The sequence below is a fragment of the Plantactinospora sp. DSM 117369 genome, from assembly GCF_053764795.1.
The window spans coordinates 6,149,271-6,162,607 of record NZ_CM132446.1; the positions used below are offsets into that span (position 1 = coordinate 6,149,271).

11 protein-coding genes are annotated in these 13,337 nt (G+C 71.4%); 8 read left to right on the forward strand and 3 right to left on the reverse strand.

The features are described from left to right. Positions 1-4: 4 nt before the first annotated feature. Positions 5-3,118: a golvesin C-terminal-like domain-containing protein gene (locus tag ACSMXO_RS26330; RefSeq protein WP_455414219.1), complete on the reverse strand. Its 3,114-nt coding sequence runs from the start codon at positions 3,116-3,118 to the stop codon at positions 5-7. A 143-nt stretch (positions 3,119-3,261) separates the two neighbouring features. On the opposite strand from ACSMXO_RS26330, the gene ACSMXO_RS26335 reads away from it, so the two are divergent. Genes ACSMXO_RS26335 through ACSMXO_RS26345 form a run of 3 tightly spaced genes read left to right on the forward strand, consistent with a single transcriptional unit; the run spans position 3,262 to position 6,058 of the window. Further along, positions 3,262-4,407, forward strand: coding sequence for a mandelate racemase/muconate lactonizing enzyme family protein (locus ACSMXO_RS26335; RefSeq protein WP_346256995.1), 1,146 nt, complete (start codon positions 3,262-3,264; stop codon positions 4,405-4,407). Then, a complete protein-coding gene (locus ACSMXO_RS26340; RefSeq protein WP_455414220.1) occupies positions 4,404-5,300 on the forward strand; it encodes a dihydrodipicolinate synthase family protein in 897 nt (298 codons plus the stop codon). The genes ACSMXO_RS26335 and ACSMXO_RS26340 overlap by 4 nt, the downstream gene beginning before the upstream one ends. Beyond that, complete coding sequence (locus ACSMXO_RS26345) at positions 5,297-6,058, forward strand: SDR family NAD(P)-dependent oxidoreductase (RefSeq protein ID WP_455414221.1); 762 nt, start codon at positions 5,297-5,299, stop codon at positions 6,056-6,058. The genes ACSMXO_RS26340 and ACSMXO_RS26345 overlap by 4 nt, the downstream gene beginning before the upstream one ends. Positions 6,059-6,169: 111 nt before the next feature. Here the strand turns inward: ACSMXO_RS26345 and ACSMXO_RS26350 are convergent, their stop codons facing one another. Then, positions 6,170-6,994 (reverse strand): hypothetical protein, encoded by an 825-nt coding sequence (locus ACSMXO_RS26350; RefSeq protein WP_455414222.1) that lies wholly within the window; start codon positions 6,992-6,994, stop codon positions 6,170-6,172. A gap of 419 nt (positions 6,995-7,413) precedes the next feature. Here ACSMXO_RS26350 and ACSMXO_RS26355 point away from each other — a divergent pair, with 419 nt between their 5' ends. The 3 genes from ACSMXO_RS26355 (at position 7,414) to ACSMXO_RS26365 (ending at position 10,496) form a co-directional block, all read left to right on the forward strand. Then, positions 7,414-8,478 carry a DUF2330 domain-containing protein gene (locus ACSMXO_RS26355; RefSeq protein ID WP_455414223.1) on the forward strand — a complete coding sequence of 355 codons (1,065 nt, stop codon included), beginning with the start codon at positions 7,414-7,416 and terminating at the stop codon, positions 8,476-8,478. 295 nt (positions 8,479-8,773) lie between these two features. Beyond that, positions 8,774-9,976, forward strand: a complete 1,203-nt coding sequence (locus ACSMXO_RS26360) for an MFS transporter (RefSeq protein ID WP_455414224.1) — start codon at positions 8,774-8,776, stop codon at positions 9,974-9,976. Positions 9,977-10,268: 292 nt separating this feature from the next. Then, positions 10,269-10,496 (forward strand): hypothetical protein, encoded by a 228-nt coding sequence (locus ACSMXO_RS26365; RefSeq protein WP_346257001.1) that lies wholly within the window; start codon positions 10,269-10,271, stop codon positions 10,494-10,496. 207 nt (positions 10,497-10,703) lie between these two features. Here the strand turns inward: ACSMXO_RS26365 and ACSMXO_RS26370 are convergent, their stop codons facing one another. Next, entirely contained in the window at positions 10,704-10,925 is a 222-nt protein-coding gene (locus ACSMXO_RS26370; RefSeq protein WP_455414225.1) for a hypothetical protein, read from the reverse strand. Positions 10,926-11,344: 419 nt separating this feature from the next. On the opposite strand from ACSMXO_RS26370, the gene ACSMXO_RS26375 reads away from it, so the two are divergent. Then, positions 11,345-11,521, forward strand: a complete 177-nt coding sequence (locus ACSMXO_RS26375; RefSeq protein WP_346257003.1) for a hypothetical protein — start codon at positions 11,345-11,347, stop codon at positions 11,519-11,521. A 34-nt stretch (positions 11,522-11,555) separates the two neighbouring features. After that, positions 11,556-13,322 carry a thiamine pyrophosphate-dependent enzyme gene (locus ACSMXO_RS26380; protein WP_455414226.1) on the forward strand — a complete coding sequence of 589 codons (1,767 nt, stop codon included), beginning with the start codon at positions 11,556-11,558 and terminating at the stop codon, positions 13,320-13,322. Positions 13,323-13,337: the final 15 nt, after the last annotated feature.

The following is a 13,337-nucleotide window of genomic DNA, read 5'->3' on the forward strand; positions in this document are numbered from 1 at the left end:
CTCGTCAGGGCCGGGTGAAGCGGACCGCGTCCGCCCGGGTGGCGCCGGAACCCGCCGTCAGCGTCACCGCGGCAAGTCCCGCCGGTAGCTGGTACGTGCCGATCGAGTGCCACGACCCGCCGGTGGCGCACTGGTCGACCGGCACCGTCACCCCGCCGACCGTGTACGTCGCGTCGGCGCTGCAGACCGTGTTCCCGGGTGACCAGACCTCGACCTGGTAACTGCCGGCCGGCAGGACCGCGCGCCAGGTGGCGGTGAGTCCGGCCGTTCGGGTGTACCGGCTGCCCGACCCGTCGAAGCCCTTCAGGCTGCTGGAGAGCCAGCTACCCGACTCGCCGTACGCCGGGTTGTCCGGATCGCAGGTCGACGGCGTCCCCTCGTTGGTGACGACGACGGCCTGCGCCACCTCGCCGGGCAACGGCTCGATCGGATGCGGCTCCGACGGCTCTCCGCCGCCGACGCTGTTCGTCGCGGTCACCCGGTAGGTGCCGGCGACATCCTCGTTGTCGAACACCAGACTGGTGCCGGTCGCCGAGCCGACGACCAACTCCGGCGTGCTGCTGCCGCACTCCTGCCGCAGTTGCGCCGTCACCACGTACGACCGGGTGCCCTCGACCGGGTCCCAGCTCAGCGTCGTGGTCCCGGTGCCGGTGTCGTGCTCCAGGCCGGTGACCCGCCCAGGCACGGCGGTGTCCCGCGCGACGGTGTGCCCGGCGGTGCCGCCGCCGGTGAGCCGGTACGTGTGTCCCTCGGCGACCGGGAAGCGCAGCGCACCCGTGACCGGGTCGATCCGGTAGCCGACCCGGGCGCCGGTCCTGGTGTCCCGCACGGTCAGCGAGCGGGGATCCCAGCCGGTGTTGGCGTTGGAGACGGTGACCGCGTCGCGGCCCCGGCCTGCGGTGTAGCGGGAGCCGGTCGAGACCGGGTACACCTCGGCCGTCAGCGCCCCGGCCTTGCCGGTGACCAGGACACCCTTGCCGCCCGCGAAGGCGGGGATCCGGTCGGCGCCGATCGCGTAGTTGCGCAGGGTCGTCGGTCCGTGGAACACCGCTCCGGTCTCGATGTCGATCCACTTGCCCGCCGGCAGGTAGACATCGCGCGTCTGCGCCGTGCCGAAGTCGGCGCCGAAGACCGGGGTGGCGAGCAGCGACTCGCCGAACATCCACTCGTACTGCCGGGTGGTGTCGTTCGCCAGGCCGTAGGTGGCCGGGTCGTCCGGGTAGGCCAGCGGCAGCGGGGTCACCGCGCTCGGGAACCCGGTCTCGTACCCGTCCAGCACGGCGTCGTAGATGTACGGCCGCAGCGCCTCGTGCCACAGCGCCAGCCGCTTCACCGACGCCGCGTAGTCCTCGCGGCCGAGTTCCCACGGGCCCTTGCCGAAGGTCAGCACCGGCAGCATCGTGTTGAACTGGGCGTTGCGGACGAAGTACCGCTGGTACGCCGGGTCCCCCAGCGACGGTCCCGGGGTGCCGCCGACGATGTCGGGGGACAGGTTGCCGGCGCCGGAGGCGGCGTAGTTGAGCAGGTTCACCGGCATCCGGTCCGGGTCCTCGTGGTAGACCTCGCCGGTGCCGTAGATGGTGTCGTTGATCCGGAGCATGTCACCCGGCACCGAGTACGCCGCGTTGCGCACCATCAGCAGTTCGCTGGCGTCGTGCAGCGCGTTCTGGACCGCGTTCCAGTTGCCGTCGAGGTGGAAGTTCGGGTCGTAGAGCATGGTGTCCTCCTTGAACCCGTCCACCCCCCACAGCCGCAGCCGGTCGACAAACCAGCGCACCGCCTCCGGGTTGGTGCCGTCCAGGACGTAGCTGGCGCCGGACGGGAACTGGGCCCGGGTCACCACCCGCGGCGTACCGTCGGCGTTGCGGAGCAGGTAGCCGTGGTCCAGCGCCTCCTGCAGGAACGGCCCGTCGTAGCTCGGGTTGTGATTGCCGCCGTCGGCCGGCAGGGCCTTGAAGTTGTTGCGGGCGCCGAGCAGGAGCTTGATGTCGTTGTCGGCGAAGAGCTTCTTCAGCGCGTCCGGATCGGGGTAGCGCGGGTTGGGCAGCCCGTCGTCGCGGCCCTCCTCGGCGGTGTCGTCCCACATCCCGAAGCTGTTCGTGGTGCCCTCGACCTTGTTTCCGCGCGGCCCCGGCCAGAAGCCGGACCCGACCACGCCCCAGCTCAGCGGGTAGCCGTGGTCGAGGAACCCCTGGACCGTGTCCATCACCGAGGACTGGTACGTGTTCCAGGCGAGCGCGCCGTACGCCTCCCAGCCGAGCCCGAAGGCCGACTCGGCGGGCTTGGCGTCGACGTACCCGTGCCGGTGCCGGGCCTGCCGGTAGTCGGCGTACACCTGGCGCAGGTCGCGGCCGACGAAGTAGTACAGGCTCTGCACCTCGTCGACGCCGGCGGCGCCGAGCCGGTTCTCGTCCGTGGTGAGACCGACCCGCTTCTGGCCCTCGGCGAACCACACCTGGCCGAACCGCTGCTTCGGGAAGACGGTGAAGGTGGTGATGAAGCGCTTGCAACTGCCCTCGTTGGTCAGGTTGTCCAGCACCAGGCCGGTCAGCTCGGTGCTCGGCCGGACCTGGACGTTGCCGCTGCACGGTGTGCCCTGCTCCGGCTGCCCGTCGGCGAACGAACCGTAGTCGCCGAGCCCGTACGCCGGGGCCACCCCGCCGGTACGGAAGTCGACCGTGCTGCTCTGCCCGGGCAGGTCCGGCACGGTGACCCGGGCGTACGTGTCGGTCGGCTGGATGTGCACGGTGACCCGCGCGCCGTCCGTCATCGTGACGGCCAGCACGGCGGTGGCGGCCCGAGGGCTGGAGACCAGCCGGGTCTCGGCGGCATTGCTGAAGTCGGTCGCGGCGGAGGTCTTGATCCGCAGGCCGGAGGTCGGGTGGGCCGGCGCGACGGGCTTGCCGGTCGGGGTCTCGAACGAGTACCGGAAGCCGTCCTTGACGATCCGCATCCGGTAGGTCGTACCACGGATCATGATGCTGTCACCGGCGTCGACCACCCGCCGGTCCGGTCCGTCGGTGTCGGGTTGGCCGGCGGCGGGGGCTGCGGTGGTGAGGCCGAACCCGACTATGACCGTGGTGGCGACCGCGGTTGTCCGCGTGGCGCGTTTCCGCATGATGGGCTCCTGAGTCACCGGGCGGCGGGGGCACGCCCTGGGGTGAAGGTGTGGAGTGAGCGACCCTGTATGGAAGTTGCTTGCGCGATACGGCAAGATATCCCGCATGTTGCACAAGGTCAACCGCCAGCCGGGAGTCTGTAGTGGAGATTGAGCGGGTCGAGACCCACGTGGTGAAACTGCGTCCACCGGAGGCGTACCTCGGGGCGCGGCCGGACGGCGGCGACGGCGACTCGTACTATCTCCGGCCCCCGTGGCGCAGCCTCTACTCCGACCGGTTCGAGACGCTGCTGGTCAAACTCACCTGCGTCGACGGCACGTACGGCTGGGGTGAGGCCCTCGCCCCGGTGGCGCCGGAGGTGCCCCAGGCAATCGTCGACCGGCTGCTCAGCCCCGCGCTGATCGGCCAGGACCCGCGCCGGGTACGCCCGCTCTGGGCCCGGCTCACCGGGCTCATGCGGGAACGTGGTCACCTCGTCGGGCACCAGGCCGACGCGCTGGCCGCCGTCGACACCGCCCTGTGGGACCTCGCCGGCAAGGCGTACGGCGCACCGGTGCACGCCCTGCTCGGCGGCGCGTACCGCACCGAGGTGCCGACGTACGTCTCCGGGCTGCCCAAGCCCACCGACGCGGCCCGCGCCGAACTCGCCCGCGACTGGGTCCGCCAGGGGGTACGCGCCATCAAGCTGCACCTCGGCCACGGGGTCGACGCCGACCTCGCCACCTACGACGCGGTCGCCGCCGCCCACCCCGAGCTACGCGTCGCGGTCGATGCGCACTGGGCCTACGACAGCGCGGACGCCCTGCGCCTGGGTCGGGCCCTGGACGAACGGCGGGCCTGGTTCCTGGAGGCTCCGCTGGTTCCCGAGGACGTCGACGGCCACCGGGAACTGGCCGCGGCGATCGCCACCCCGGTCGCCATCGGCGAGGCGCTGCGCAACCGGTACGAGTTCCGGACCTGGCTCGCCGCCCGCGCGGTCGACCTGTGCCAACCGGACGTGGCCCGGACCGGGATCACCGAGGCGATGGCGGTCGCGGAACTCGCCGCGGCCCACCACGTACCGGTCGCTCCGCACCATTCGGTCGGCCTCGGGGTCGCGGTCGCCGCCGGCTTGCACCTCGCCGCCGCCGTCGAGGCGATGCCGGCGTTCGAGTTCCAGCCGGGAACCATGGCCGTCGCCAGCCGCATCCTCACCGCGCCGCTGCCCGGTGGCCCGGTCTCCTTCCCACTCCCCGACACCCCCGGCCTCGGTGTGGACGTCGACCTATCTCTCCTGGAGGACATGTGACCCGATCGTCCGAGGTACGCGGCCTGATCCCGGTGCTCGCCACCCCGTTCGCCGACAACGGTGAGCTCGACCTCGACTCGTTGCGCCGGCTGGTCGAGTTCCAGGTCACGACCGGCGTCGACGGGGTCGCGCTGTTCGGTTTCGCCAGCGAGGGCTTCGCCCTCTCCGCCGCCGAGCGCGCCCGGATCCTTGACGTCGTGACCAGCGTGGTGAGCCCACACCTGCCGGTGGTCGCCGGGGTGGCGGCCACCGGTACCGCCGAGGCCGTCGAGCAGGCGCGCCGCGCCGCGGACCGTGGGGCGAGCACCGTGATGGTGGTACCGCCCTTCATGGTGAAGCCCAGCGCCGCGCAGGTGGTCGACTTCTACGGCGCGGTCGCCCGGGACGGCGGCCTGCCGGTGATGGTGCAGGACGCCCCGGGAAGCACCGGAGTGACCATGCCGGTGCCGCTCATCGCGGAGGTGTCCAAGCTGGACGGCGTCGCCTCGGTCAAGGTGGAAGCCCCGCCGACCGCGCCCAAGATCGGGGCGGTGGTCGAGGCCGTCGCCCCGGACCTCCTGGTGCTCGGCGGGCAGAACGCGCTGTTCCTGCTGGAGGAGTACCGCCTCGGCGCCGTCGGCACCATGCCCGCCTGCGAGTTCCCGGACCTGCTGCGGCCGGTGCTGGAGACCTGGGCGGCGGGCGAGGTCCGGTCCGCCCGCGCCGCGTTCAACCGGCTGCTCCCGCTCATCCGGTTCGGCCTGCAACCGGGAATCGCCTGGTCGGTCCACAAGCACGTCCTGGTCCGTCGCGGCATCATCGACTCCCCGGCGGTCCGGCCACCAGCGGTGGACGCCACCCCGGGCACCCTGGCCGCGCTCGCCGACATCCTCGACGACCTGGGGCTCCGGTGACCCGGGGAGTCCTGGTCGTCGGCTCCGGCTCGCCGATCGGCCGGGCGATCGGCCGCGCCTTCGCCGACGCCGGGGACACCGTGGTGGGTGCCGCGTTGGAGCAGGTCGACGACTCCCCGTACGCGGCGGACCTGGTCGGGGACTGCGCAACCGCGACCGGAGCCGAGGCCGCGGTAGGCGTCACCGTCGAGCTGGCCGGCCGGCTCGACGTGGTGGTACTCGCGGCGGCCGCCATGCCGGTGGCGCCGATCACCGCGACCACCGATGCGCAGTGGCGCTCGGCGCTCGACGCCACGCTCGGCACGGCGTTCGCGGTCAGCCGCGCGGCGCTGCCGCTGCTGGCGGCGGCCGCCCGGCCCGACCGCCCTCGGCTGGCCGGCCCCGCCATCGTCGCGGTGAGCTCGGTCAACGCCACCCTCGCCGCACCCGGCCTGCCCGGGTACGCGACCGCCAAGGCCGGGCTGGAGGGGCTCGTCCGCCAACTCGCCCTGGAATACGGCCCGGTGGGCGTACGGGTCAACGCCGTGGCGCCCGGCCTGATCGGCGGCGACGGGATTCCCGACGCGTCGGCGGGCTACCCGCTGGGACGTACCGGCACGCCGGAGGAGGTGGCGGCGGCGGTGTTCTTCCTCGCCGGCGCGGGCTTCGTCACGGGCGCGGTGCTGCCGGTGGACGGCGGCCTCACGATCGCCTCCCCCGCCGCCTTCCTCCGGCCGGACCTGCGGGCCAGATGGCTGGCACCCGGCGGAGCGCCGTAGGGCTGGCACCGCACCCGACGCCGGACCTCCGCCCGGTCTTGGACACGACGAGCGGGAAACGTGGTGGGCCCAGAACCCGACGACTGGACGCCGTGCCCAGCCCTCGGCCGGTCAGCCGCCGCCGTCGCTGGTGACCTTAACGGCGGCACCGAGGGTCGGTGCCGCCGCCCTGGCGAGTTCGCCGGCACGGTCCAGATCCGCGCTGTTCGCCACGACGATGCTCACCGCCGATCCTGTCGCACGATCGCGTCGCAGCGTCGCGCCGACGACGCGGTACCGAGCGACCACCGCGTCGTACGCGGCGATCGCCTCGGCGGGGAAACCGTCGTTGAAGTCGGTCTCGACTCGGAGCGAGGGCCGCACGCCACGCTCGGTGCTGACCTCTAGCGAGGTCACTTTCGAGAGTGGCTGGTGCTGGTCGCCGTCGGCCATCATGTCCTTGAACAGCGCCATCGCCCCGGCGGAATCGACCGCGGTGACCTTGATCTCCCAGCGGTCGGTCTTCTCTTTCCAGGGCGCATCCTTGATGTCGCCGGTCACCACCCGGTGGTCGTCCGTCAGTGAGTGCCACAGCGCCAGTGCCTTGCCGGCGCGGGTCTTGTCCGCGACAACGGTGAAGGTGATGCCGTCCGCCGTGATCCGGCCGGTGGTGTTGTCGTGACCGGCGACGTACTCCCTCAGCTTGTTCGCCAGCTCGGTCACCCGGTCGGCCGAGGTGCCGTCCTTGAGGATCAACACGCCGCTCGCCGTTCCGAGGAAGGGCAGCGTGTTGTTGTCGGTGGTGTGGATTTCGGCGACGTCCGGCGTGCCGGCCCAGTCGTCCTCGAAATCCGCGGCGAGTGCCGAGCCCTTGTCGATGGCGCAGCCGGTCAACAAGGTCAGGCCCAGCGCGAACGCGATGATCGACACCGGCCACCGCAGGCCGTTTCTTCCCAATGTCGTCTCCTTCAAGGGGTAACCGGCCGGGGCCGATCAGGCCGAGACCTGGCCTGCAGGGGTCGCGACCATCTGTTGCCTGCGGTGGTGTTCGCCGACGGTAAGCAGGTTAGCCTCCTTGATCAAGGCGAGGGCGCACCGGGGGCCTGATCGCCAGCTTCTCCCGCGGCACATGGTCGGCGCCGTCGTGGCCCTGCGCCGGCGGTCGGCCAGGGCCTGACCGGGTGCTGCCGAGTGGGCCCTCGCTCGGTCACGCTCCGGAGCTGCCGCACACTATGCCGACGACCCGACGGGAGGGTGCTGTGACAGTCCGCGGAACAGGCCGGCCGGTGATCCGACCGGAGCTCGCCGAGGAGCACGACGGCCGGGCCGGAGGGCCACGACATCGCCACCACCGTCCACGACCACGGAACCCGACCGTGGTCGACCGCGTCCGACGGGTCATGGCGATCGGTCGTACGGCAACCCGGATCGGGGTGGTGGTTGCGCTCGCCGTCACGATGCTGGGAGTCGATCCCGCGACGTCCGGCGCCTGCGCCTGCGGGGCGTTCGTCGCCAACGACAAGCTGCGTGCGCAGCAGGAGACCGCGCTGGTGGAGCTGACCGGCCGCACCGAGTCGATCACCCTCTCGGTACAGGCGCGTTCCGAGGCGACCCAGGCGGCGTTCCTGATGCCGGTTCCCGCCCGCGCCCGGTTCGAGGTGGCCAACGGGGAACTGTTCAGCGAGCTCGACCGGATCAGCCGCCCGGACGTCGAGGTGCGGCGCGTGCGGGTGGACGGTGACGGCGCGGGTGCACCCCCGCGGTCCGATCGCGGCGCCACCGTCGTCGACCACATCGAGATCGGGCCCTACGAGGTCGCCCAACTCGCCGGCACCGACGCCACCGCCGTGGCGCGCTGGCTGGGCGACAACGAATTCACCCTGCCCGCCGCCCTCGAAGGCGCGCTCGGACCGTACCTCGCGGAGGGTTGGCTCGTCGTCGCGGTGCGCCTGGCCCCGACCTCCGGCAGCCTCTCCGCCGGACTGCCGCCGATGCGGCTGGAGTTCGAGACCGACACTCCGGTCTACCCGATGCGACTGTCGGCCACAGCCGAGGGCAGTCAGCCGCTGCGCCTGTACGTGCTGGCCGACCACCGGATGGATATCAGCAATCCGGCGCCCAGCGGCAAGGCGCCCGATCTGACGTTCGCGGGCGAGGTGAAGCCGGACCCGCAATATCCGACGCTGTCCGCGGCGTTGGTCGGCCCGCGTTTCCTGACCCGCTACGACGGGGAGTTCAGGCCGGCGCAGATCACCGACGACATCCGCTTCACCCGCTCCGCGACCGATGAGCCCCACCGCGCGGTCGTGATCGTCAAGGAGTACGTCCGCTCGCCGTGGCCGATGCCCGCGGTGCCGCTGATCCTGCTGGGCTCGGCGCTGGTCGCCGTCGCCATCGCCGTCGTCGTGGTGGTCGTACGCCGACGGTCGGCCAGGGCCTGACGGCGTGCTCCTTGCTGGGGCTCACCCGATCACGCTCCAGAGTTGACGCCTACTATGCCGACGACCCGACGGGAGAGTGCGGGGACAGTCCGCGGAACACGCCGGCCGGTGACTCGCCGCTACGCCCCTGAGCATCCCTTACCCGCAGTACGGGAAGGTCGACGTGTCGCCAGTGGACACGCCTGCGGTGCGACGGCAAAAACGATTTGACGGCGACGATAGTCTGATCCTCCGTACTTTCGGCGGACCGCGAGTCGCGAGGGGGCCCCTGCCCTCTCCAGACTCAGGAGCCGCAATGCGCCGGGCGCCCGCCCTCTCCTTTCTCCTCGTCACTGTCTTCCTCGACATGCTCGGGCTCGGCCTGATCGTGCCGATCGTGCCGGCCCTGATGACGGCCGTCACCGAGGACGCCGCCGCCGCGGTCTTCTGGTCCGGCCTGCTCGGCTCGATCTACGGCCTGCTGCAGTTCGCCGTCTCGCCGCTGCTCGGTCGGCTCTCCGACCGGTACGGCCGACGGCCCGTCCTGCTCGCGTCGCTGGCCTGCCTCGGCCTCGACTGGCTGGCCCATGCGATGTCACCCAGCCCCTGGACGCTCCTGGTGTTCCATGCCCTCGCCGGTGCGTGCGCGGGAACGAACACCGTGGTCAACGCGTACATCGCGGACGTCACGGAGCCCGGGTCGCGGGCTCGCGCGTACGGGTTGATCGGCTCCGCGTTCGGGCTCGGCTTCGTCGCCGGCCCGACCATCGGCGGCCTGCTCGGCGCCGTCGACGTACGCCTGCCGTTCTTCGCCGCGGCCGCGCTGTCCTTCGCCAACGTCGCGTACGGCTGGTTCGTCCTGCCCGAGTCGCGGCCCGGCGACCGGACCACCCCGCTCACCCTGCGGCTGGCGAACCCGGCCGGCGCGGTCGCCGTCGTCCTGGGCCGGCCGGTGCTCGGACGGCTCGGGTACGCCCGCTTCTGCGCCGATGTCGCCCGCATGACCCACCAGTCGATCTGGACGTTCTTCCTCACGTACCAGTTCGCTTGGAGCACCACGCACGTCGGCGTCGTGATGGCGGCGGGCGCGTTCGCCGGCGCGGTCTTCCAGGCGCGGGCCGTCGGTCCGGTCGTCCGACGGCTCGGCGACAAGCGTGCCGCGGTGGCCGGCAGCCTGCTCGGCGTCGCGTCGCTGGCAGGTACGGCGTTCGTGTCCGTGCCGTGGATGCTCTACGTCCTACAGGCGGTCGGCGTGCTCGGCTCGGTCGGCGGTGCGGCCGCGCGATCGTGGATCTCCCGCAACGTCCGGGCCGACGAACAGGGGACCGTGCAGGGCGCGCTGACCGGGATCGGCGCCATTGCCGAGACCGTGGTGCCGGTTGCGGCTGGCACGGCGTTCGGGTGGTCGCTGACGAACGCATCACCAGGTCTGGTCTTCGTCGGTGCGGCCGCTTTCGCGGCCGTGTCGACGCTGCTGCTCGCCGCTACGCCCGACACCCGGACGGCGCCGATCGGATAATGCCGGTGCGGTCGTCTGGGCATGCACAGGACTCCGAGGGTTTCCTGCGCCGCCCGGACGACCGCGCCTCAACTCATGGCGCGACTCCACCGACGTGCGGCGGCTGTGAGCGTCGTGCCGGACCTTCGGCGTGGACGCGACGAGGTCGACGCGGGGCGTCTATGCTGCCTCGCACGCCGGGCACGTGCTGCGGGGCGCCGAGCACGAGGACCGAAGGGACACTGGTGCCACATCCACGCCAGCGAGCTGGAGCGAACGGGCAGCGTGCGCTGTCCGGAGAGCTGGGGACGGCATGAGCGGACTCGGGAGGTGGAGCCTCGGTATCGGGATCGGGCTCCTGGTCGTGGCCGTACTGTGCTCGGTGCTGACCCTGGTCCCGGTCGCGGTGATCACCGGCATCCTGGGCCTGGTCGCGCTCGGCATCGCCGGGTACGACGCGGTCTACTACTGGCTGGACCGGGTCGGCCAGCGCCGTCGGGAAGCCAGGGCCCGGGAACGCCAGGCCCGCGAGGGCCGCTGAACCGGAGAACCGGAGAACCGGAGGCCGTTCCCGCACAGGAACGCCAGACCCCGAACCGAGTTCGGCACCCTACAGGTGTCCACGAGGTCTCCGGTTCAGGTTCCGCGTGGTCGCTGGACCCAAAACCGGAGACCTCGCTACATCACGACCTCCGAGATGCGAAGACCGGTCGAATCCCGGGACCCATTCGTCGCCCGCTCCGGCGCCTCAGTACGTGTAGAAGTACCAACCGATGTCGTAAAAGCAGCCGTGCGTGCGTTGTCCGGTCGCGGCCACCGCGTACTTCCAGTAGTTGCAGGTTCCCTCATCGGCGTAAGGGCCGTAGTAGGTAGCCGATTCCGTGGCCCGTGCGGGGGCGACGGAGAGTAGCAGTGTCGCGAGGGTGGCGGCCGCCGTCATAGCGATCCCCCTGGTGATGTGTCGTTTCATGCGACCGGTCCTTCCCGTCGAATCGTCGTGGTACGGCTGGCTGCCCGAGTACGAACCAGTGTTTGCAGCCACCGTTCGCCTTACGGAGAAAGCGACGCTAGCTGCGCCTCCTAACGCTCGCCTCATCCACGTGCGCACGCTACAACCGCGTGGTTTCAACCCGGCTTCATGCGATTAGGGAAAGCAATCCTGCCCCGAAGTCCGGCCACGCCCCGGCATGTCTGCGCCAGCCCGAGGGAGGTGGCCCCCTCCGGACCGTCGGCGGCCGGCCCGGATGAAGGTCTCGACCCGGGCTCACCCCGCGCCCCTGTCGGGGGTGCTGCCCGGATCCTTTGCGGTATGTCCAGTATTCGGACAAAAACTCGCTATCGTCGGTTGGGTGGATGTTCGGGGCTGAGGCGGCGGGAGGGGGACGGGCGATGTCGCGGGAGCGGGTCGGTGACCGTGTCATCGGGGCGGTCGGTGCCGCCGCGGGTACCGCCGCGGATCCCAGGGCCGGGGTGGGGCAGCTCCGCGGCCGGGTGGCCCGGCCGGCTGCGGTCGGGATCGCGGTCGCCCTGGTCGTCGGTTATCTGCTCGGCCGCCGCCGTCGCTGAACCAGTTCGGCCGGCCGGATACGGGGGACCAGTCATGCAGGAGATTGTCGGAGAGGTCGTTGCCCGCCGCCTGGTCGAGTGGGGCGTCGACACGATCTTCGGGCTGCCCGGCGACGGGATCAACGGCCTGATGGAAGGCTTCCGTCGACAGCGGGAGCGGCTGCGGTTCGTACTGGTCCACCACGAGGAGGCCGCGGCCTTCATGGCCACCGGGTACGCCAAGGCGACCGGGCGGCTGGGCGTCTGCGCCGCCACCTCTGGCCCAGGAGCGATCCACCTGCTCAACGGGTTGTACGACGCGAAACTCGACCACGTCCCGGTACTGGCCCTCACCGGCATGTCGGAGACCTCGGTCATCGGCTCCCAATACCAGCAGGAGGTGCACACCGACCTGCTCTTTCAGGACGTCGCCGGCTACAACGTGGTGGTCATGAACCCGCAGCAGGTGCCGGGTGTGGTCGACATCGCCATCCGCACCGCCCTGGCCAGGCACACGGTGGCGCACCTGACCTTTCCGAACGACGTGCAGGTGGCGGCGGCCGCGGCCGACCCGTACCGGCATGTCAGCCCGGGAGCCCCGCCACGCAGCAGCCCGTCGGTCGCCCGTCCTCCGGTGCCGGCCGTGCAGGAGGAACTGGAGCGGGCCGCCGAGGTGCTCAACGCCGGCCGCAAGGTCGCGATGCTGGTCGGCGTCGGCGCCCGGGACGCCCGCGACGAGGTGTTGGCCGCCGCCGACCGCCTGGCCGCGCCGATCGTCAAGACGCTCCCCGGCAAGCAGGTCGTTCCCGACGAGCATCCGCTCGCCACCGGCGGTCTCGGGCTGTTGGGCACGAGGCCGAGCGAGGAGCTGATGGAGGAGTGCGACACCCTCCTGATGGTCGGAACGAACTTCCCGTACGCCAGTTACCTGCCCTCTCCCGGGCAGGCGAAGGTGGTCCAGATCGACCGGGACGCCGACCAGATCGGCATGCGGCTGCCGGTAGCGGCGGCGGTCACCGCCGATGCCGGGCTGGCGCTCAAGCAGCTCGTACCGATGCTGCGATCGGCCTCGGACCGCTCCTTCCTCGGCAAGTACCAGCGGGCCCGCGACGAGTGGCAGGCAGACATGAAGTCGCTCTGCGACCCGAGCCGGCACCCGATCGCCCCGCAGTACGTGGTCGACTGCCTGGACGAGATGGCCGCCGACGACGCGATTCTCACCTGCGACTCCGGCACCATCGCCACCTGGTCGGCACGGCACTGGACGATCCGGGGCGGCCGGGAGTACTACCTCTCCGGCAACCTCGCCACGATGGCGTGCGGCCTGCCGTACGCCATCGCCATCCAGCGCGCGTACCCCGGTCGGCAGGTGATCGCGTACGTCGGGGACGGTGGCTTTGCGATGCTGATGGCGGAGTTCCTCACCGCGGTCCGGCACGAACTGCCGATCAAGGTGATCGTCAACAACAACAACGCGTACGGGCAGATCCTCTGGGAGCAGATCGTCCTCGGCTATCCCGAGTACGCCGTCCGGCACCCGCAGCCGGAGCCCGACTTCGCCGCCTGGGCCCAGAGCTGCGGCGGGTACGGTGCCAAGATCACGGAGCCGGGACGGGTCTCCGCCGCGATCCGGGCGGCCCTGGCCCACCCGGGGCCGGCGCTGGTGGACTGCCAGGTCAACGCCGACGAGCCGCCGATGCCCGGCAAGGTGCGCTACGAGCAGGCGAAGGCGTTCACCGAAGCGTTCCTGCGCGGCGAGCCGAACCGGATGGCCAAGCTGGCCACGGTCACCCGCGACAAGATCAACCAGCTTCGGTCATGAGCGAGTGCGGCGAGC

Bases quoted from the DNA above. Each gene is read 5' to 3' on its own strand.
- ACSMXO_RS26330 (WP_455414219.1), bottom strand. From the start codon at position 3,118: ATGCGGAAACGCGCCACGCGGACAACCGCGGTCGCCACCACGGTCATA.
- ACSMXO_RS26360 (WP_455414224.1), top strand. From the start codon at position 8,774: ATGCGCCGGGCGCCCGCCCTCTCCTTTCTCCTCGTCACTGTCTTCCTC.
- ACSMXO_RS26365 (WP_346257001.1), top strand. From the start codon at position 10,269: ATGAGCGGACTCGGGAGGTGGAGCCTCGGTATCGGGATCGGGCTCCTG.
- ACSMXO_RS26370 (WP_455414225.1), bottom strand. From the start codon at position 10,925: ATGAAACGACACATCACCAGGGGGATCGCTATGACGGCGGCCGCCACC.
- ACSMXO_RS26375 (WP_346257003.1), top strand. From the start codon at position 11,345: ATGTCGCGGGAGCGGGTCGGTGACCGTGTCATCGGGGCGGTCGGTGCC.
- ACSMXO_RS26380 (WP_455414226.1), top strand. From the start codon at position 11,556: ATGCAGGAGATTGTCGGAGAGGTCGTTGCCCGCCGCCTGGTCGAGTGG.